Annotated in this window: 14 protein-coding genes; 10 read left to right on the top strand and 4 right to left on the bottom strand. The window is 58.8% G+C overall.

Translation table 11 applies throughout. From position 1 onward, the window contains the following. Nucleotides 1-87 precede the first annotated feature (87 nt). Nucleotides 88-1,275 (top strand): MFS transporter, encoded by a 1,188-nt coding sequence (locus PUP35_RS12860; RefSeq protein ID WP_274239988.1) that lies wholly within the window; start codon nucleotides 88-90, stop codon nucleotides 1,273-1,275. A 41-nt stretch (nucleotides 1,276-1,316) separates the two neighbouring features. Here the strand turns inward: PUP35_RS12860 and gap are convergent, their stop codons facing one another. After that, entirely contained in the window at nucleotides 1,317-2,327 is a 1,011-nt protein-coding gene (gap, locus tag PUP35_RS12855) for a type I glyceraldehyde-3-phosphate dehydrogenase (protein WP_274239985.1), read from the bottom strand. A 78-nt stretch (nucleotides 2,328-2,405) separates the two neighbouring features. After that, complete coding sequence (locus PUP35_RS12850; RefSeq protein WP_274239983.1) at nucleotides 2,406-3,386, bottom strand: GlxA family transcriptional regulator; 981 nt, start codon at nucleotides 3,384-3,386, stop codon at nucleotides 2,406-2,408. A 149-nt stretch (nucleotides 3,387-3,535) separates the two neighbouring features. Between PUP35_RS12850 and PUP35_RS12845 the strand changes: the two genes are divergently transcribed. Further along, on the top strand, nucleotides 3,536-4,507 hold the full coding sequence (locus tag PUP35_RS12845) for a fatty acid desaturase (RefSeq protein WP_115876079.1): 972 nt from the start codon (nucleotides 3,536-3,538) through the stop codon (nucleotides 4,505-4,507). Continuing rightward, nucleotides 4,500-5,258 carry a phosphate/phosphite/phosphonate ABC transporter substrate-binding protein gene (locus PUP35_RS12840; RefSeq protein ID WP_274239980.1) on the top strand — a complete coding sequence of 253 codons (759 nt, stop codon included), beginning with the start codon at nucleotides 4,500-4,502 and terminating at the stop codon, nucleotides 5,256-5,258. The genes PUP35_RS12845 and PUP35_RS12840 overlap by 8 nt, the downstream gene beginning before the upstream one ends. On the opposite strand, the gene PUP35_RS12835 is transcribed toward PUP35_RS12840, so the two are convergent. Together PUP35_RS12835 and PUP35_RS12830 are read right to left on the bottom strand one after the other, a co-directional pair. Continuing rightward, the gene (locus tag PUP35_RS12835) at nucleotides 5,237-6,133 is read right to left on the bottom strand and encodes a LysR family transcriptional regulator (protein WP_143345245.1); all 897 of its coding nucleotides are present in this window, start codon (nucleotides 6,131-6,133) and stop codon (nucleotides 5,237-5,239) included. The two genes, PUP35_RS12840 and PUP35_RS12835, sit on opposite strands and share 22 nt — an antisense overlap. Nucleotides 6,134-6,154: 21 nt before the next feature. After that, entirely contained in the window at nucleotides 6,155-8,443 is a 2,289-nt protein-coding gene (locus PUP35_RS12830; protein ID WP_274239977.1) for an FdhF/YdeP family oxidoreductase, read from the bottom strand. Nucleotides 8,444-9,443: 1,000 nt separating this feature from the next. Here PUP35_RS12830 and PUP35_RS12825 point away from each other — a divergent pair. From PUP35_RS12825 to tssA, 7 genes are read left to right on the top strand one after another with little or no spacing between them, the layout of a single operon-like run. Beyond that, the gene (locus PUP35_RS12825) at nucleotides 9,444-9,938 is read left to right on the top strand and encodes an SH3 domain-containing protein (RefSeq protein WP_111964770.1); all 495 of its coding nucleotides are present in this window, start codon (nucleotides 9,444-9,446) and stop codon (nucleotides 9,936-9,938) included. Nucleotides 9,939-9,961: 23 nt separating this feature from the next. After that, nucleotides 9,962-10,465, top strand: a complete 504-nt coding sequence (tssJ, locus tag PUP35_RS12820; RefSeq protein ID WP_047652274.1) for a type VI secretion system lipoprotein TssJ — start codon at nucleotides 9,962-9,964, stop codon at nucleotides 10,463-10,465. 28 nt (nucleotides 10,466-10,493) lie between these two features. Next, the gene (gene tssK, locus PUP35_RS12815) at nucleotides 10,494-11,837 is read left to right on the top strand and encodes a type VI secretion system baseplate subunit TssK (RefSeq protein WP_133294655.1); all 1,344 of its coding nucleotides are present in this window, start codon (nucleotides 10,494-10,496) and stop codon (nucleotides 11,835-11,837) included. Nucleotides 11,838-11,854: 17 nt separating this feature from the next. Further along, nucleotides 11,855-13,093: a DotU family type VI secretion system protein gene (locus tag PUP35_RS12810; protein WP_045404313.1), complete on the top strand. Its 1,239-nt coding sequence runs from the start codon at nucleotides 11,855-11,857 to the stop codon at nucleotides 13,091-13,093. A gap of 3 nt (nucleotides 13,094-13,096) precedes the next feature. After that, a complete protein-coding gene (tssM, locus tag PUP35_RS12805) occupies nucleotides 13,097-16,717 on the top strand; it encodes a type VI secretion system membrane subunit TssM (RefSeq protein ID WP_274239966.1) in 3,621 nt (1,206 codons plus the stop codon). Nucleotides 16,718-16,733: 16 nt separating this feature from the next. Beyond that, entirely contained in the window at nucleotides 16,734-17,450 is a 717-nt protein-coding gene (gene tagF, locus PUP35_RS12800; protein ID WP_047173194.1) for a type VI secretion system-associated protein TagF, read from the top strand. 11 nt (nucleotides 17,451-17,461) lie between these two features. Further along, nucleotides 17,462-18,478: a type VI secretion system protein TssA gene (tssA, locus tag PUP35_RS12795; protein WP_274239963.1), complete on the top strand. Its 1,017-nt coding sequence runs from the start codon at nucleotides 17,462-17,464 to the stop codon at nucleotides 18,476-18,478. Nucleotides 18,479-18,534 lie beyond the last annotated feature (56 nt).

The following is an 18,534-nucleotide window of genomic DNA, read 5'->3' as shown; positions in this document are numbered from 1 at the left end:
GTGGAGATTATATGTCATAGATCGTCCAGGGTGAACCTTCTATTCTTTTGCGACACTAGTCACATTTTTATAACGGGAGATCAACAGATGAGTTCATGTGTCACGGCGAGCGAGGCGGTAGCGCCTGCAAAACCCGCCTGGCGGGCCGTCTATTCACTGGGGCTGGGGGTATTTGGTTTGATTACGGCAGAATTTCTGCCGGCGAGTTTGTTAACGCCCATGGCCGCGAGCCTGGGCGTAACCGAGGGAATGGCCGGACAGGCCATCACCGCCACCGCGCTGGTGGCGCTGGTCACCGGGCTGCTGATTACGCCAGCCACCAAAAGTATCGACCGCCGCTGGGTGCTGATGTTTTTCTCGGTGCTGCAAATTATCTCCAGCCTGCTGGTGGCCTTTGCGCCCAACCTGCACGTCCTGCTGATGGGGCGTCTGCTGCTGGGGGTAGCCATCGGGGGATTCTGGGCGATGTCGACGGCGACCACGATGCGTCTGGTTCCGGCAGATAAAGTGCCGAAAGCGCTGGCGGTGATCTTCTCCAGCGTATCAATTGCCACGGTGGTCGCGGCGCCGCTCGGCAGCTATCTGGGCAGCCTGATCGGCTGGCGCAACGTCTTTATACTCTGCATTCTGCCGAGCATGCTGGCGCTGCTGTGGCAGCTCTGGGTGCTGCCGTCCATGAAGCCGGAGAGCAGCGGCAGCCTGAGTACGCTGTTCCGCGTGCTGCGTCGTCCGGGAATGATCGGCGGCATGCTGGCGACCATTCTGATCTTCAGCGGCCATTTCGCCTTCTTTACCTACCTGCGTCCGTTCCTGGAGACGGTGGGGCAGGCGAGCGTGGAGACCATTTCGCTGATCCTGCTGGGCTTTGGTATCGCCAACTTTGTGGGCACTTCTGTTGCAGGGCATCTGCTGGCACGCAATCTGCGCCTGACGCTGGCGCTGGTACCGTTTGCGATGGGAATTCTCGCGCTCATGATGGTCGCCTTTGGTCATCTGGCGATGCTGGACGGGCTGCTGGTCGCGCTGTGGGGCTTTGCATTTGGTCTGGTTCCGGTGGGCTGGTCAACCTGGCTTGCCACTACCGTTCCGGATGAAGCCGAAAGTGCAGGAGGGCTGCTGGTGGCCTCAATTCAACTGGCAATCAGTGCCGGTGCGGCCGGGGGCGGGGCGGTCTTTGACCTCAACGGTGCCAGCGGCGTGTTCGCGGGAAGCGGTTTCCTGTTAGTAACGGCGATGGTGATTGTGTTTATGGGCGTGAAAGTGAAAGCGGATTGAATTATTTGCCGGGTGGGCGCATGCGCCACCCGGCATCAGGCTTACAGCCCTTTCTTATCCATCAGCACCGCCAGATCCACCAGGCGGTTAGAGAAGCCCCACTCGTTGTCATACCACGCCAGGATCTTCACCATGTTCCCGCCAATCACCAGCGTGGAAAGCCCGTCGATAATTGAGGAACGTGGGTCGCCCTGGTAGTCGCTGGAAACTAGCGGTTCATCGCTATAGCCCAGAATGCCTTTAAGAGGCCCGCTGGCGGCCGCGATACGGAACGCGTCATTCACCTCTTCGGCGGTTACGTTACGGCTCAGCGTTACCGTTAAATCCACAATCGACACCACCGGCACCGGCACGCGCAGGGAGTACCCGGTCAGTTTGCCGTCAAGGGAAGGGATCACTTTCCCCAGCGCTTTCGCCGCACCGCTTGAATAAGGCACAATCGACAGCGCCGCCGCGCGAGCGCCGCGCAGATCTTTTTCCGGCTGATCGTGCAGCGCCTGGCTGTTGGTGTAGGCGTGCGTCGTGTTCATCAGGCCATGCTCAATCCCGAACTGCTGGTGCAGCACCTGAGCGGCCGGCGCCAGACCGTTCGTGGTGCAACTCCCGTTGCTTACCACCGCGTGTTTGGCGGGATCGTACTGCTCATGGTTGACGCCCATCACAATCGTCAGATCATCGTTTTTCGCGGGAGCGGAAATGATGACGCGCTTAGCGCCGCCGTGGGTGATATGCACCGCCGCTTTCTCCCGTTCAGTGAAGAAGCCGGTGGCCTCAATCACCACGTCTACCCCAGCTTCACGCCACGGGATATTCGCCGGATCGCGTTCGCTAAATACGGCGATCCGCTGGCCGTCTACCTGCAGCGCGCCGTCAGCTGCTTCAACGGGCGCGGGCAGCGTGCCCAGAAGGGAATCATGTTTCAGCAGGTGGGCGAGGGTTTTGCTGTCCGTCAGATCGTTAATGGCTACAATCTGCAGATCCGGGTTGCCCAGCGCCGCGCGCAGGAAATTACGTCCGATACGGCCGAAACCGTTAATACCGACCTTAACCATGGTGCACTCCTTATCTCTGTTGTCTGGAGTCACTGTAGGCGTCGGGCAGGTTGGCGTAAACGACAAAAAAGGATCAGATTACGCCATCTTGCGGCAGTGGAATCGCTGGCGGTATTCGCCGGGCGTGAGGTGAAGCTGTTTCTCAAAGATGCGGCGCAAGTTAATGCTGGTACCAAAGCCGCTTTGCTCGGCAATGTGCTCAAGGGGATCGCGGGTTTGTTCAAGCAGCTGCCGGGCGGCGGCCAGACGCGCTTCGGTCACGTAGCGGGCAGGAGAGACCCCGGCCTCGCGGGTAAACACGCGGGTGAAGTTACGCGGGCTCATCGCCGCTTTCTCGGCCAGGTTCTCCACGCACAGATCGGCGGTGAGGTTCTGCAGGATCCAGGTTTGCAGTTCGCTTATCGGACCGGATGTGCCGGGCTGCTGAAGGCTGTAGCGGCTGAACTGCAGCTGCCCGCCGGGACGGCGCAGGTACATCACCATATCCTGCGCGACGTCGCGGGCGAGGGTAAATCCGTAATCGTCCTCGACAAGCGCCAGGGTCAGATCGAACCCGGAACTCACGCCGCCGGAGGTCCAGATGGGGCCGTCCTGAATGTACAGCGGGCCGCCTTCGACCCGGATTGACGGGTACTGTGTCTGCATTGTCTCCAGCAGCCGCCAGTGGGTGGTCGCGCGGCGACCGTCCAGCAGGCCGGTCTGGGCCAGCAGCATCGCGCCGCCGCAGATAGAGGCTACCCGCCGGGCGTGCGGCGCAGCGAGGTGCAGCCAGTCAACCACCGCCGTGCTCTCCTGCTCGTTCATGCCGCGTCCGGTGATGATAATGGTATCCAGCGGTTCACGTGGATCCAGTTCCGGCAGGCGATAGTCCGCCAGCAAATTCAGGCCGGACTGGCCGTGGATCACCTGGTGAGGCTGCGTGGTGGCGATGATAATCCGGTAGCGGGGCTGCGCAAGCCCTTCCGGATGCAGCCGGTTGGCCTGCATCAGAATGTCGGCGATACCGGCGGCTTCAAACAGCATGCCGCCGTCGGGAACAATAATCAGGATCTTTTTCATGTCCTGAAAAGTACCTTTATTGCAGAATAAGTCAAGGAGCGCATGACCCCCACGTTTCTGGCAAAGTAAAGCGATTAATGTTCTTTGTTATTTCAGGCGTTTTCCCCGATCGTCAGAGAATTATCTCTGGCGAAACGGCGTCTGAAGGAATGAGTCAACGAAGCTCCCTCTATTTACATCCGCAACAACGCGAACAAATCCGCCACCACGCATCGGGTTTTTTATGGCGAAGCGAGCTGCCCACGTGGCTGCTGATTATCACTATTTATGCAGGCTGGTTTACCACGCTGGCGTTCTGGCAAACGCTGGGCCTGCTGCCCGCCACGCTGCTGCTCATCGGGTTTACCGCCTGGTACATGTCGCTGCAGCATGAGCTGATCCACGGGCATCCCACCCGTTTTGCCTGGCTGAACCAGCTGTTTGGCACGCTCCCGCTGGCGGTCTGGTATCCGTACGGCCTGTACCGGGACTCCCATCTCGCCCATCATCGGCACCATAGCCTGACCCATCCGGTGGATGACCCGGAGTCGTACTATTTTACCGACGAGAGCTGGGCGCGCTTTTCTCCCTGGCAGAAACGGCTTATCAGGGCCCGGAATACCTTTGCCGGACGGCTGATGCTGGCACCGCTGCTGGATATCCTTCAGACGCTGGGCAGCGCCGCGGCGGCATTTCGTCACCTTCACCTGCGCGCAATGACGATGTGGCTGGTTCACCTTTTGCTGCTGGTGGCACTCTTCGCCTGGATGACGCACGTCGGTTTTTCTCCCTTCTGGTTCGTGCTGGCGGTCAGCTATCCGGCGCTGGCGCTGACCAAGGTCCGATCGTTTTTCGAGCATCGCGCGGCGGACGATCCGCTGGCGCGCTCCGTCATTAACGAGGCCGGGCTGTTCTGGCGGGTACTGTTTTTGAATCTCAACTACCATTCAGTACATCACGATCTGCCGGGCGTGCCCTGGTACGGGCTGAAGGCGATCTACCAGCAAAACCGGGAGGCGTACCGGCAGCGAAACCACGGTTTTCTCGTCAGGGGCTATGGTGAATGGCTGCGTCAGTTCTGGGGCAGGCCCGTTGACGTCACCGTTCACCCAGGAAAACAACAGGGGGAAGGGTATGAGTAACCTGCTGGCGTTTCCCATGTATGCTGTGGATCGCGCCGACACCCTTGCGATCTGGCTGGCGGTAAAAGGGCTGCTGGCTGCGCGCGGTGTGTCCGTTGATCGCGATCCCGGCTGGCCGGAGTCCGATCTGCTGACCCACTGGCGACAGCCTGCGCTTGTCCTCAGCCAGACCTGCGGTTATCCGCTGGTTACCCAGCTTCCGGACGTGCAGGTGGTCGGCTGTTTTCACTACGTGGCACCTGGCTGCGAAGGGATCCAGTACCGCAGCTTTCTGGTGGTGCGCGAGGAGGATCGCCACCTCACGCTGGCGGATTTTCGCGGACGTCGTGCGGTCTGTAATTCTCCGGATTCGCAGTCCGGCTACAATGCGCTGCGAAAAATAGTCGCTCCCCTGGTGAGCAACAGTCCATTTTTCGCGCAAACGTCCTTCAGCGGCAGCCATCGCCAGTCGCTGATCGATGTCAAACGCGGGGCAGGGGATATCGCGGCCATCGACTGCGTGACATGGGCGTTACTGCAGCGTCACGAGCCGGAAAGACTGACGGGGCTGGCGGTGATTGACCATACCCCTCTGACGCCGGGGCTGCCGCTCATTACCTCGCCCCACGCCTCGCCTGAGACCCTGAACGCCCTTCGCGATGCGCTCCGCGCGCTGGTGAGTTTGCCGGAATATCGGGCCGTGCGCGGCGCGGTGCTGATTGACGGTTTTAGCGTGGTGACGCGCCAGGCCTACGCCTCATTGTTGGCGTGATAAATCTCCTGCGCGTCGGTAAAACAGCGCAGCGCCAGCGAGGAGACGGGCTTCTGCCTGCGCATAATCAGGCCGACAGGGGCCTCAATATTCGCGTCGGCGATGGGGACAATCCTGAAATTACTGTTCAGATCTTCCAGACCGTTATTCAGCGGCATCACGGCGCAGCATACGCCGCTTTGCACCGCCTGGATGATCTGAAACGTGGAGTCGCTCTCGAAAACGGACGCCGGTTCGATGCCTGCAGACTTAAAGCTGGCCTCCATATGCGCCCGGTAATGCATCCCTTTAGTCAGAAACCCCAGCGGAAAATCTGTCAGATCGCGCCAGGTCAACGTCTCCTGGCCGAGCTGGAAATGGCGGACGTCGTGCAGCAGGCCCATCTTGGTTTTGGGTAGCTGGATAATATCGAACAGGCTGGTGTCGATGCTGTTGAGGTAGCAAATTCCCAGCTCAAGCTGATTGCGGCTGACGCCGTCGGCAATCTGCGCGGAGGACATGGAATAGAGGCTGTAGGTCAGCTCCGGATATTTTTGGGTCAGCAGGCGAATAAAGATCATCGGATCCACGCTCGCCAGCGGCACCATCCCGAGACGTAATTCGCCCACCACCTGGCCTTTGCACAGCGCCGCTTCCGCCTGCAGCCCGTCGTGCGCGGCCAGCAGCGCTCGGGCCCACGCGAGGATGCGTTCACCCTCCGGCGTCAACCCTTCAAAGCGCTGTCCTCGAACAATCAGCACCAGCCCCAGCTCCTCTTCCAGGCTGCGGATGCGCATGGAGAGGGTCGGCTGGGTGATGTTGCACTGCGAGGCCGCCTTGCCAAAATGGCGGGTCTCGTCGAGCGCGATTAAATATTTTAACTGTTTAATATCCATCTTTTTCTCTGCGCGATCGGCTTACAGCATGCGGATCTCTTTAGAGCGCAGGGTGATGCGAACCGGAACGGATTTATACGACGGCGTACCGCTGTCCTTATCCAGATAATCCAGCGGTACCAGCACGTTGGCCTCCGGATAATAGGCGCCGACGGTGCCCGGCGCGATGTTGTACGCCACCACGGTAATATCTTTCAGACGCTGAACGCTGCCGGGGAGGGCGGTTTCGATATCCACGCGGTCGCCGTGTTCCAGGCCTGACAGCGCCATGTCGTCCTCGTTCATGAACAACACGTCGCGGCGGCCAAACACGCCGCGGTAGCGGTCGTCCAGAGCGTAAATGGTGGTGTTGTACTGGTCGTGGCTGCGCAGCGTGATCAGGCGCAGAACGTGCTCACCTTCGCCGCTGGCGTTCTCGTGAACGCCGTCGAACACCGAGAACATCGCTTTTCCCGTCGCCGTTGGCCAGATGCGTTGCGTGGGCGGCAGCGGCATGCGGAAGCCGCCGGGAACGCGGATCCGCGCATTGTAGTTCTCAAAGCCCGGGATGGTCTGCTCGATCAGATCGCGGATGCGGTCGTAATCCTCAACCAGCATCAGCCAGTCCACGCGGGTTTCCGGCAGTGTGGCTTTCGCCATGCCGGCGACGATAGCCGGTTCCGAACGGAGTAACGGTGAGGCGGGTTTCAGCTTGCCGGATGAGGCATGGACCATCGACATCGAGTCTTCGACGGTAATGGACTGACGACCGGTAGCCTGAACATCCAGCTCGGTACGGCCAAGACACGGGAAAATAAAGGTCTCTTTGCCCACCAGCAGATGGGTGCGGTTCAGCTTGGTGCCGACGTGCACGCTCAAATCCAGGTTACCCATCGCTGGAAAACCACGTTCGTGATCGGGCATCGCCACCGCAAAATTACCCCCGAGGCAGATGAGCGCCTTCGCGCGGCCGTCGATCATCGCCTGCGTGGCCTGCACCGCATCGTGTCCATGGTGAGACGGCGGCTCAAAGCCGAACACGTCCTTCAGACGGTTCAGGAAGGCCGGCGTGGGTCTCTCGCTAATCCCGACGGTACGGTTCCCCTGAACGTTTGAATGACCGCGCAGGGGGCATATTCCCGCACCGGGCTTGCCAATATTCCCGCGCAGCAGCAGCAGGTCGGCGATCAGGCGGACGTTCGCCGTGCCTTTATTGTGCTGGGTAATGCCCATCCCGTAGGTAATGATGGTGGCATTTGATTTCGCATAGGCGTCGGCTACCGTTTTGAGGGCCGCCTGACTGAGACCTGACTCGCGTTCGATCTCGTCCCAGCGGGTCTGTGCGATATCGGCGGCGAAGTCCTCAATGCCCTGGGTGTGTTCGGCAATAAATGCATGATCCAGCATGCCACCGCGCTCGGCCTCCATTTCGAGAAGGTGTTTGGCAATGCCTTTCAGCGCGGCGGCATCGCCTCCGGCCTTCACCTGGAAATAGGTTGAGGCAATATCCGTAGAGCCGTAAGTTGCCATTTCAATCACGCTTTGCGGATCGGCGAAACGTTCGAGGGCGCGCTCGCGCAGCGGGTTAAAGACGATAATCGGCACGTTGCGGCGGGCCAGCTCGTGGAGGGTGCCCATCATTCGCGGATGGTTCGTGCCGGGGTTGTGACCGATGGAGATAACCAACTCGGTCTTGTCGAAATCATCCAGCGAGACGGTGCCTTTCCCGATGCCAATCGAACGCGGCAAACCGACGCTGGTGGCCTCGTGACACATATTAGAGCAGTCGGGGAAGTTATTGGTGCCGTATTCGCGAGCGAACAGCTGAAACAGATACGCCGCTTCATTAGAGGCCCGCCCGGAGGTATAGAACTCAACCTGGTCCGGTTCAAGCCCGCGCAGCACTTCGCCGATGCGTTCAAACGCCTCGTCCCAGGCGACGGGCCGGAAGGTATCGCTTGCCCGGTCATAGCGCAGGGGATGCGTGAGTCGACCGTAACCTTCCAGCTCAAAGTCCGATTTTGCCAGCAGCGAGGAGACGCTGTTTTCGGCCAGAAACGCGGGGGTAACGCGTTTGCTGGTGGCTTCCCAGGTCACCGCTTTGGCGCCGTTCTCGCAGAACTGGAAGGTCGATTTGTGTTCTTTATCCGGCCACGCGCAGCCCGGGCAGTCAAAGCCGTCAGGCTGGTTGGTGCGCAGCAGCGTCGCGGGGGCATCAAGGGTATCCATTTGGGTTCGTACCGCAATGGCCGTCGCTTTCAATGCGCCCCAGCCGCCGGCAGGACCGTCATAGTGTCTGATACCCGGCACCGAGCGTCTTTTCTTGTTCATACCCACTCCAGATTTGTTCGGCCACACAACGTCTGAACCCCTAAAAGCGCTGCAAAGAACGATAAGCGAAAGCAATGACGACCGGATGGCGACGCGCATGCGGTACGAAAGATGCTTTAACTTAAATTCTTTTTATTACAGTTGTTTATAGGGTCTGATGTTGAAACATTTAAAGAAATTATAACGATTTTTTATCATTTTAATAATAAATCTTATCTATCGCACGGTAAGCAAGATAGATGGGGCAAGCAGGAGAAGATGTAGCACCAATAAAGTTTCGAATGAAGTCTTTGAGCGGTGACAATAAAAAACATTCACAGCTGGCGGGCTATCGCGAGCATTTTCGGCTGCGATAAGGTCAGGAAGGTTAACTCAGGCTTAATGATTAAAAGATAAAATTTAGGCCTGACGGGATAATTGCCATAACGAGAAATATAAAGTTATTTTTAGGCGTGAAATTAACGCCCTGCAACATAAGTGAAATAGTTACATTCGACTCTTAGAGTCCGATCGATATTAAAGATACTCTGTTAGTGCAACAAATAATTCATCGTTGATATATTCTGCTGACCTCATCAATACGCAAATTCTACTAATTATGGTAGTGGCGATAATAGCAGTATTGCGTTAATGAAAGTATTTCTCTTTTGTGTTTTTGCTATATAAAACATTAAGTTGCAGTGTATTTTGGTAGAGAAATAAGAGAGTTTTGGCTATGTCGGGTTTTTTCATAGGATTAATCCTATAATTTTCCGACTGCTTCATTTAGCAACAGTTACGCAACGGTAAATATTGAATTGAGGCAAAGCTCATGTAAACTTGCTTACCGTTTGTCAAAATATGTCAGGAAGACGCTGGGCCTTATTCTGAAGGGCTCGTGCGGTAGCTATGCCCTTAAAATAGTAACGCCCCGAAAATATCCTGGCTATTTTAACAATAGCACTTAAGTCAAACTTCACCCCCTTATCTTCATCATCGAAATATCGCTACGGAAAAGCATATGAAAATGCGCGTACTGTTTTCACTTCTGTTTGTAATGGCGGTGGCGGGCTGTAAAGCGCCGCAGAAACCTGTGATCAACGACGATACTATCGAGACCAGTCAGGTCAACGGCGTCACCTTAACCCACCGTCACGCTGTTACCCCGCCGGCGGAGTTCACGCCGGTCAACGAGCCGTATCGTGCTATGTATCCGGCCTCTCTGATGAGCCGCCCTGACTTCGGCGGTAAAGTTATCCGCACTCTTGATACCGGAAAAACGTACGTGGTGCTGGGTCAGGTTGAACACTACTGGATGGCGCTTGCCGATGAAGGTAACGAGCAGCTGATTGGTTACGTCCCGATGCGCGCCGTGATCAAGGCCGACCTGTACGACGCCGCCGTGCGTAAACAGGCTATTCGTCCGAAGACGCGTAAAAAAGCGACCTGTGTCGATGTCGATGGTAACAGCAAAGCCTGCAAAGACAGCGCTAACGGTACCTGGATCCTGAACTAAACGGCTTTCATGAGCGCATTTTTATGAATAATAAAAATTTTCATAAGCTGTGGTTATTCTTTTACGCGGTGATTTTCGCCCTGGTCAGTGGTTGTACGTCGTCTTCACACAGCGACCCCTCCCGCTACAATCTGCAGTTTCAGGCTCATCCACAAATCAATGAATCTGCTCCGCTTAAGGTCCGGGTGCTGTTGCTGAAATCCGATGCGGATTTCATGTCCAGCGACTTTTACTCCCTGCAGAACAACGCGTCAGCCACGCTTGGCGCGAATCTGCTGAACAGCGACGTGTTTTTCCTGATGCCGGGACAGCTGTCCAAAACCCTCAGCGGGCAAAGCTCTCCGGAGGCCCGCTACATCGGCGTGATGGCGGAGTATCAGGTGCTGGATGGCAAAAAATGGCGCGTTTCACTTCCTCTGCCCGTGCCTGGCGAAAATCATATCTACCAGTTCTGGAAATGGTCCGCAGATGAACTCCAGGCCAACGTTTTTCTCGACGTGAACGGCATTCGGGTCATCAGCCAGTAACGCGCTTCAAAACAGGAAATACATCATCATGACGAAAGCAGAAAAGGTCGTCTGGACCGAAGGCATGTTCCTGCGTCCACACCATTTTCAGCGGACTGAAAGCTATCTGCTCAACCATGTTCGTGAATGGGGCGCGCTGCAGCGATCGTATCTCTGGGGCTTTCTTGACGTTGAACTGGATGAAGCGATGCTTCGTCAGGGATGCATAGCCCTGAGCTACTGCAGTGGGTTGCTGCCGGACGGCACCTTTTTCCAGGTCCGTAACGGGCGCAACGGCCCTGTACCGCTGAAAATTCCTGACAATCTCACTAACGAAAAGGTGGTGCTCGCGCTGCCGGTTCGTCGTGGCGAAAGAGAAGAGGTGATTTTCAGCGAAGAGCCTGCCTCGCTGGCGCGCTTTATCGCTTTCGAGCAAGAGGTGGAAGACGACAACGCCATGTCGGTGGGAGATGCCACCGTTCAGTTTGGCCGCCTGCGTCTGACCCTGATGCTGGAAAAAGACCTCACGGCAGAATGGACCGCCATCGGCGTGGCGTTTGTGACGGAGAAACGAAACGACAACCACGTGCGGCTCGACAACAGCTACATCCCGCCGATGCTCAATGCCAACAACAGCCCGCAGATCTACAGCATGATCAACGATCTGCACGGCTTGCTGGTACAGCGCAGCCAGCAAATTGGCGGTCGTTTGCGCCAGCCCGGTCGCTTTAATACCTCTGAACTGATTGAGTTCACGCTGCTGTCGCTGGTTAACCGTCATCTGGGCGAGGTGTCTCATTTAAAAACCCTCCCGCTGCTGCATCCGGAAACGCTCTGGCGCAGCTGGCTGCCGTTTGCGACCGAACTTGCCACCTGGACGTCGCAGCGGACCGCCGAAAGCGTGCTGCCGATTTACGATCATGACGATCTGGCAAACTGCTTCAGCAAGCTGATGCTGATGCTGCGTCAGGGGCTGTCGCTGGTGATGGAAGACCACGCGATTCAGATCCCGCTTAACGAGCGCTCTCACGGCCTCAACATCGCCACGGTGCCTGAAACCAGCATGGTGCGTGAGTTCGGCTTCGTGCTGGCGGTAAAAGCCAACGTGCCGGGCGAACACCTGCAAACCCATTTCCCGGCGCAGATGAAGGTCGCACCGGTGTCGAAAATCCGCGATCTGGTTCAGCTTCAGCTGCCGGGCATTATGCTGCGGGCCATGCCGGTCGCGCCGCCGCAAATCCCGTGGCATGCCGGCTACAGCTACTTCGAGCTCGAGAAGGGCAGCGAGCTGTGGCACGAGATGGATAAGTCCGGCGCATTCGCCCTGCACCTTGCAGGGGAGTTCCCGGGGCTGGATATGGAGTTTTGGGCCATCCGTAGCCCGACAGAATAATAAAGCGAGCGCTTAATATGCAGGAACGACAGGACACCGGCAGTGATGCCGCGTTTACCGGGGCCAGTAGCAACAATCAGCTGGTGGCGGCCGCCAATCCGCTGCTCAATGCGATTCCGCAGATCCGTCATTCGGTCTCCCATGACGATCAGGTGGCGTTACGCCAGCGCCTGATCGATGAAATTCGCCGTTTTGAAGTCCGCTGCCAGCAGGCAGGGCTGCCCTACGAAGTGATCGTCGGGGCACGTTACTGCCTGTGTACGGCGCTCGACGAGGCCGCCGCGCTCACCCCCTGGGGCAGCAGCGGCGTCTGGTCCAGCAACGGTCTGCTGGTGACGTTCCATAACGAAACCTGGGGCGGCGAGAAGTTCTTCCAGCTGCTGGCGCGCCTGTCGCAGAACCCGCGCGAGCACATTCTGCTGCTGGAGATGATCAACTACTGCCTGCTGCTGGGCTTCGAGGGACGCTATCGGGTTCTGGATAACGGCCGCACCCAGCTTGAGACCATCAAGCAGCGGCTGTGGCAGATGATCCGCGGCGTGCGCGGCAGCTATCCGCCGCCGCTTTCTCCCCATCCGGAAGATCGTCCCGTGCTGCGTAAGCTCTGGCGGCCGATGGTTCCCCTGTGGGCCTGCGTGGCGCTGGCCGGGTTTATCGCCTGTCTCTTCTATATCGTGCTTAACTGGCGTCTTGGCGACAGCACCAACCCGGTGCTGGCGAAGATTTACCAGTCCCAGCTGCCGGAAACCACTATTCAGCAACCGGCCCGTCAGCTACCGGCGGTGCTTAACCTTCGCGGTTTCCTGAAGCCTGAAATCGAGGCTGGCCTGGTGGCGGTGAAAGACGAAGCGGATCGCAGCGTCGTTATCCTGAAAGGCGACGGGCTGTTTGCCTCTGCCTCGACCGTCGTGCGCGACCGCTATGAACCGGTCATCAACCGCATTGCGCAGGCGATGAATAACGTCAGCGGCAAAATTCTGGTGGTGGGCTACAGCGACAACGTGCCGATCCGCAGCGCGCGCTTTGCCTCCAACTATGAACTCTCTCTGGAACGCGCCCGCTCGGTACAAAAAATGCTGCAGGGAAGCCTCTCTCAGCCTGGCCGCGTGAAAGCGGAAGGGCGGGGCGAGATTAACCCGGTAGCGCCGAACACGACGCCTGAAAACCGCGCCCGTAACCGCCGTGTGGAAATTACTCTGCTGGTGTCGCCTGAAAACACTCAGGCCGAGCTGAACGGATTGCCGCAAGGAAACTAAGGAATGCTGACTACACTTCTTTCCATTTTGACCAACCGCATTCTGTGGAGCTTCCTCGGCGTAACGGCGCTTGCGGCGGTGATCTGGATGATTGGTCCTCTGTTGTCCATCGTGGACACCCGACCGCTTGAATCAGAACAGAACCGTATTATCAGCATTGCCGTGGTCTATCTACTCTGGGCACAGGGCCACATTCTGCCGCGCCTGTACAATGCCTGGCTGAACCGCAAGCTGATGGACAAGCTCAAGGAGAATACCGCCAGCCCGGAAGCCGCGGATCCGCAGAAGCGGCTGAACAGCGAGGAGCAGATCCTCGCCAGCCGTTTTGATGAAGCCGCGCAGATGCTTAAAAAAGCGCACTTCAGCAAAGCGGGCCAGGGCGCCCAGTGGACGCAGCGCTTCAGCACGCAATATCTCTATCAGCTGCCGTGGTACGTCATTATCGGCGCGCCGGGATCCGGTAAAACCACGGCGCTGGTCAACTCCGGGCTGCAGTTCCCGCTGGCCGACCGCTTCGGTAAGACCGCGCTGCGGGGTATTGGCGGCACGCGTAACTGCGACTGGTGGTTCACCAACGAGGCCGTGCTGCTGGACACCGCGGGTCGTTATACCACCCAGGAGAGCGAGCAGGCGCAGGATGCCGGTGAGTGGCTGCAGTTCATGGGGTTACTGCGCAAGTACCGCCGCCGCCAGCCGATTAACGGCGTCATCGTCACGATCAGCATTTCGGACCTGCTGACCCAGTCTGCCGAGGCGTCCCGCCAGCAGGCGGTGAACCTGCGCCAGCGCCTGTCCGAGCTGCATGAACAGCTGGGTATCCGCTTCCCGGTCTACGTGATGGTGACCAAGGCCGACCTGCTTAAAGGCTTTCGCGCCTGGTTTGCCGACTACGATAAAGCGCAGCGCGACCAGATCTGGGGCTTTACGCTGCCGTGGGAGCAAACCAAACACGCCGATTACGACCTGATGGGCAACTTCCAGCAGGAGTTTTCTCTGCTCCAGCAGCGCCTCGATGCCGGGCTGCCGGAAACCATGCTGAAAGAGCATGACGCGAAGACCCGCGCGGAAGCGTATCTCTTCCCGCAGGAGTTCGCCGCGCTGCGTCCGCTGCTGGCGGACTACCTGAGCACGGTATTCGCCCGCTCCAACTTTGAAATCGAGTTCTCTCCGCGCGGGATCTACTTCGCCAGCGGGACGCAGGAAGGCATGCCGTTCGACCGCGTGATGGGCGAACTGAACCGCGCGCTGTCGCTGCCGGAAGGGGGAGAGGCGGATAACTGGGATTCGGTCAGCAAAGAAGCGCCAATCCCGGGCGCAAAAGGCCAGAGTTTCTTCATCAAGAACCTGCTGCAAAACGTCATCTTCCAGGAAGCCGGGATCGCCGGGGAAAACCGCTGGTGGGAGCTGCGCAACCGGGCGGTGATCTGGTCCGGCTACGCGGCGCTGCTGGCCCTGCTGGTGATCCTGGGCGGTCTGTGGCTGACCAGCTATGCCAAAAACAAGGCCTATCTGGAAGAGGTGGATGCGAAGGTGCCGCTGCTGGACCAGCAGAGCAAAGTATTGCAGAACCAGACCCAGCGTGACCTGTTCGATCTGCTGCCGCTGCTGAATAGCCTGGTGGATCTGCCGAAAAGCGACGCGTTTGATGTCAACGATCCGCCCGTATCCCGCCGTATGGGACTCTATCGCGGGGATGACGTCAGCGACGCCTCGCAGTCGCTGTACCAGAAAGCGCTGGATCAGATGCTGCTGCCTGCCGTTGCCATGCACATCACCACCTGGCTTCGTAACGACAATGGCAGCGATGTGGAATACAGCTACGAGGCGCTGAAAGCCTATCAGATGCTCTATCAGCCGAAGCACTACGACGGCAAATTCCTGCATTCGTGGGTAATGCTCAACCTGCAGCGGAATCTGCCGCAGAACGTCACGAAGGCGCAGCTGCAGCAGCTTGAATGGCACCTGACGCAGCTGCTGGAGCCGAAAATTCAGGCCTCGCCGTACGCGCAGGACGAATCGCTGGTTGCCCGCGAAAGGGCGATGATCGGCCAGCAGCCGCTCTCCACGCGGGTGTACGGTCGCCTCAAGCGCCTGCTGGAGCATGATGAAAACCTGAAGCCGGTCTCCCTTTCCGACCTGGGCGGGCCGCAGAGCGAGCTGGTATTTTCCCGTAAAAGCGGCAAGCCGGTCAGCGAAGGCGTACCGGGGCTCTATACGCCGGACGGCTACTGGAAAAGCTTTAACGGCCAGATTGACAGCGTAACCACCGCTCTGCACGAGGACGACGCCTGGGTGCTGGGGGCCGCGACGGCGCAGGAGGATAAACAGCAGATCGACAACGCCGTGCGCCAGCTCTACATGCGCGACTTTATCGCAAACTGGGATCGCTTCCTCGCCGACATTCAGCTCAATAACAGCGCCGATCTTTCCCAGCGCATCAACACCGCGCGCCTGCTCTCCGGAGCCAACTCGCCGCTGCGCCGTCTGGTGCAGAACCTGAGCCAGGTCCTGACGCTCTCCCGCGATACGCCAGCGCCGGAAGATGCAGGTAAAGCACAGGCGCAAAGCAACCGCGCCACCCGCACGCTGGAAGCGCTGTTCAGTAATAATGACAATGCGCCGACGCAGGCCGCCGCGGTTACCCAGGCGCCGGAACAGCTGGTGACCGACCACTACGCGCCGATGATTGAGCTGGCCCAGCCGCTGGAGAAGGGCGGGAAGACCATCGTGTTTGACGATTTTCTCAAGCAGGTGGATGAGCTGTATCGCTACCTGACCGCCGTTCAGGATGCGGCCAACAGCGGCATGCCGGCGCCGGGCGGGGAGGCGATCAGCCGCCTGCAGGCCAGCGCCGGTCGTCTGCCGGGCGGGCTGCAAACCATGTTCAGCAACATGGCTGTGGGCGCCAGCAGCGATACCCAGCGTCGTGACCTGGAAAACGTACGGAAGCGGATTAACGTTGAAGTGGGCGGTTTTTGCCGCCAGGCAATTGCCGGTCGCTACCCGCTGGTGCGCAGCGCCAGCACCGAGGTCACCCCTGACGATCTCGCGCGCATGTTTGCGCCGGGGACCGGGCTGATGGATACCTTCTTTCGCGATAACCTGACCAGCAAAGTGGACACCACCCAGGCAAACTGGCGCTTTATGCCGGGCATCGACGGTAAGACGCTGCCGGGCAGTGAAGGGTTGCTGAGACCGTTCCAGCAGGCCCAGTCGATTCGCGACGCCTTCTTTGCTAACGGCGCAACCACGCCGTCCTTTAAGGTGACGGTTCGCACCGTGCGAATGGATAACTCCATTCTGAACCTGACGCTGGACGTTGACGGCCAGCTGCTGCGCTACAGCCACGGCCCGCAGGCCGTGCAGATCATGAACTGGCCGGGGCCGGGCGGCACCAACCAGGTGCGCATGCAGCTGGGTCTGGCTAACGGCAGCACGGCGACGCTGGTGACCAACGGTTCCTGGGCGCTGAACCGCTTCTTTGATAAAGCGAGCACCAGCCCGGGGGCGGGTAGCCTCAGCCGTCAGGCCACCTTCAACGTCGACGGACATCAGGTCACGCTGGAGTTTGCGCCAAACAGCATTCGTAACCCGTTCCAGCTTCCCCGTTTCTCATGCCCATAACCGCAAGGACAGCCGTATGACGAATACCCCTGCGATGAACCGCTACAGCTGGTATGGCAAGTTACCCAGCGCCGGAGATTTTTTGCAGCGTCGCTTTCCTGACACTTTACAGCGCCAGTGGTCACACTGGTTCCAGGTCGGTCTGCTGGCCTGGCAGCAGGAAGAGCAGCGCAGCGGCGAGCGCCAGTTTCAAAAAGCGCCAGTCTGGAATTTTGTGGTACCGCCCATGCTGGGCAGCCAGATGATCCAGATGGGCTGTCTGCTGCCCGGCCGCGACAGCGTTGGCCGACAGTATCCTGTTTGCCTTCAGCTGAGCTTCGCGCCGTCCGAATGGTCGACCAGCCTGCTCAGCCAGGCCGAAAGCTGGTATCAGCAGATTGGGCGCCTGGGGCTGCACGCGGTGCGCAACAGTTTTTCCGCCTCGCAGCTTGATGAGATGCTGATGTCCATTCCGGCCCCGCAGCCCGTCGAGCCGCAAAAGCGTTCCGACATACTTGATGTGATTGGCTATGACGAGGACGGGCAGAGCACGCTGGGCTGGCCTCAGGCGGCTGAATGTTTTGATCCTCTGCGTCAGACCAGCTACTGGTGGACCAACCGCTGCGACGGCTACCCGCTGTACACCCACGTGCACAGCGGTAACTTTACCGGGCAGCTTTTCACCCTGCTGTTCGACCCGGCAGGGGGCGCTCGTCCGGGCCGTCACGGTCTCTATCCGCCTATGTTTGAATAAGCAGGGATCTCATGAATATCGAAGAATTTCTCGCGCCAATAAGTCCCGAAAAACCCTGTGGCGAAAACCTGGAGTACGACGCCGAATTCCAGAGCATGAATCAGGCAAGTCTTGGGAAAGCGGAACAGCAGTTTGGCGACACCATTATTCCGGCAGAACCAGCTGACTGGAACACGGTGGAAAAATACGCCATCAGCCTGCTGACCCGCACCAAAGATCTTCGCGTCCTGCTGGCGTTAACCCATGCCTGGACCCGCCGTCGCGGGCTGGCGGGCTACGCGGACGGATTGCTGCTGGTGCAGGAGGCGATCGCCCGCTACTGGGAGCCGCTCTATCCGCTGCTGGAAGAGTATGGCGAAACCGACCCGTTCTACCGCATTAACGCCCTGGCAGGGCTGAGCGATAAGTCCGACCTCACCATCGCCGTGCGTAACGCCTCGCTGCTGCGTTCAAACGGCGATGAAATTTCGCTCCGGGATGCTCAGGCCCTGCTGGACGGCAGTAAAACCGAATGCCCGGACTATCCCGGCGGGCGTCCACGGCTGATTGACGAGCTGGCCCGCGGCGACCAGCCGGGGACCGCAGCGGTTATCGTCGTCAACGAACGGCTGCTGGCCATTCGCGAGCTGCTCACCGGGCATCTCGGTGAAAGCGGCGTGCCCGAGATGGAGCAGCTGCTTAAAACCGTCGGACTGGTAGCAAGCGCGTGTCAGGTAACCGACATCAGCAAGCTGCTGCCGAACCGTGAGGCGCATGCAGAACCACAGGCAGAGCAGCCGTCGTCGGCAGCGCAGCCCGCTCAGCCGGTCACCGACTGGCGCAGCGTGCAGGTCACCAGCCGCGCCGACGCGCAGCTGATGCTGGAAAAAGCAAAACAGTATTTTGCGCAGTACGAACCGAGCCACCCCGCACCGCTGATGATTGAACGGGTGCAGCGGCTGTCAGAACTCAACTTTATGGACATTATTCGCGACCTGGCGCCAGACGGCGTTAACCAACTTGAAAACATCTTTGGGCGCCGCGAATAACGCGTCCAGGCATTATGACGACAGGCATGGAGCCTGCCGTTTCACCTTCACCGCGC

This window comes from Enterobacter sp. S-33, from assembly GCF_028735835.1.
Taxonomy (GTDB): domain Bacteria; phylum Pseudomonadota; class Gammaproteobacteria; order Enterobacterales; family Enterobacteriaceae; genus Enterobacter; species Enterobacter vonholyi.
The sequence above is the reverse complement of the archived record's forward strand: the minus strand, read 5'-3'. Positions and strand labels throughout refer to the sequence as shown.

What these genes read in the sequence shown, in the direction of transcription:
- tssA (WP_274239963.1), top strand. Translation starts at nt 17,462, where the DNA reads ATGAATATCGAAGAATTTCTCGCGCCAATAAGTCCCGAAAAACCCTGT.
- gap (WP_274239985.1), bottom strand. Translation starts at nt 2,327, where the DNA reads ATGGTTAAGGTCGGTATTAACGGTTTCGGCCGTATCGGACGTAATTTC.
- PUP35_RS12840 (WP_274239980.1), top strand. Translation starts at nt 4,500, where the DNA reads ATGAGTAACCTGCTGGCGTTTCCCATGTATGCTGTGGATCGCGCCGAC.
- tssJ (WP_047652274.1), top strand. Translation starts at nt 9,962, where the DNA reads ATGAATAATAAAAATTTTCATAAGCTGTGGTTATTCTTTTACGCGGTG.
- PUP35_RS12830 (WP_274239977.1), bottom strand. Translation starts at nt 8,443, where the DNA reads ATGAACAAGAAAAGACGCTCGGTGCCGGGTATCAGACACTATGACGGT.
- tssM (WP_274239966.1), top strand. Translation starts at nt 13,097, where the DNA reads ATGCTGACTACACTTCTTTCCATTTTGACCAACCGCATTCTGTGGAGC.
- PUP35_RS12835 (WP_143345245.1), bottom strand. Translation starts at nt 6,133, where the DNA reads ATGGATATTAAACAGTTAAAATATTTAATCGCGCTCGACGAGACCCGC.
- tagF (WP_047173194.1), top strand. Translation starts at nt 16,734, where the DNA reads ATGACGAATACCCCTGCGATGAACCGCTACAGCTGGTATGGCAAGTTA.
- tssK (WP_133294655.1), top strand. Translation starts at nt 10,494, where the DNA reads ATGACGAAAGCAGAAAAGGTCGTCTGGACCGAAGGCATGTTCCTGCGT.
- PUP35_RS12850 (WP_274239983.1), bottom strand. Translation starts at nt 3,386, where the DNA reads ATGAAAAAGATCCTGATTATTGTTCCCGACGGCGGCATGCTGTTTGAA.
- PUP35_RS12810 (WP_045404313.1), top strand. Translation starts at nt 11,855, where the DNA reads ATGCAGGAACGACAGGACACCGGCAGTGATGCCGCGTTTACCGGGGCC.
- PUP35_RS12825 (WP_111964770.1), top strand. Translation starts at nt 9,444, where the DNA reads ATGAAAATGCGCGTACTGTTTTCACTTCTGTTTGTAATGGCGGTGGCG.
- PUP35_RS12845 (WP_115876079.1), top strand. Translation starts at nt 3,536, where the DNA reads ATGAGTCAACGAAGCTCCCTCTATTTACATCCGCAACAACGCGAACAA.
- PUP35_RS12860 (WP_274239988.1), top strand. Translation starts at nt 88, where the DNA reads ATGAGTTCATGTGTCACGGCGAGCGAGGCGGTAGCGCCTGCAAAACCC.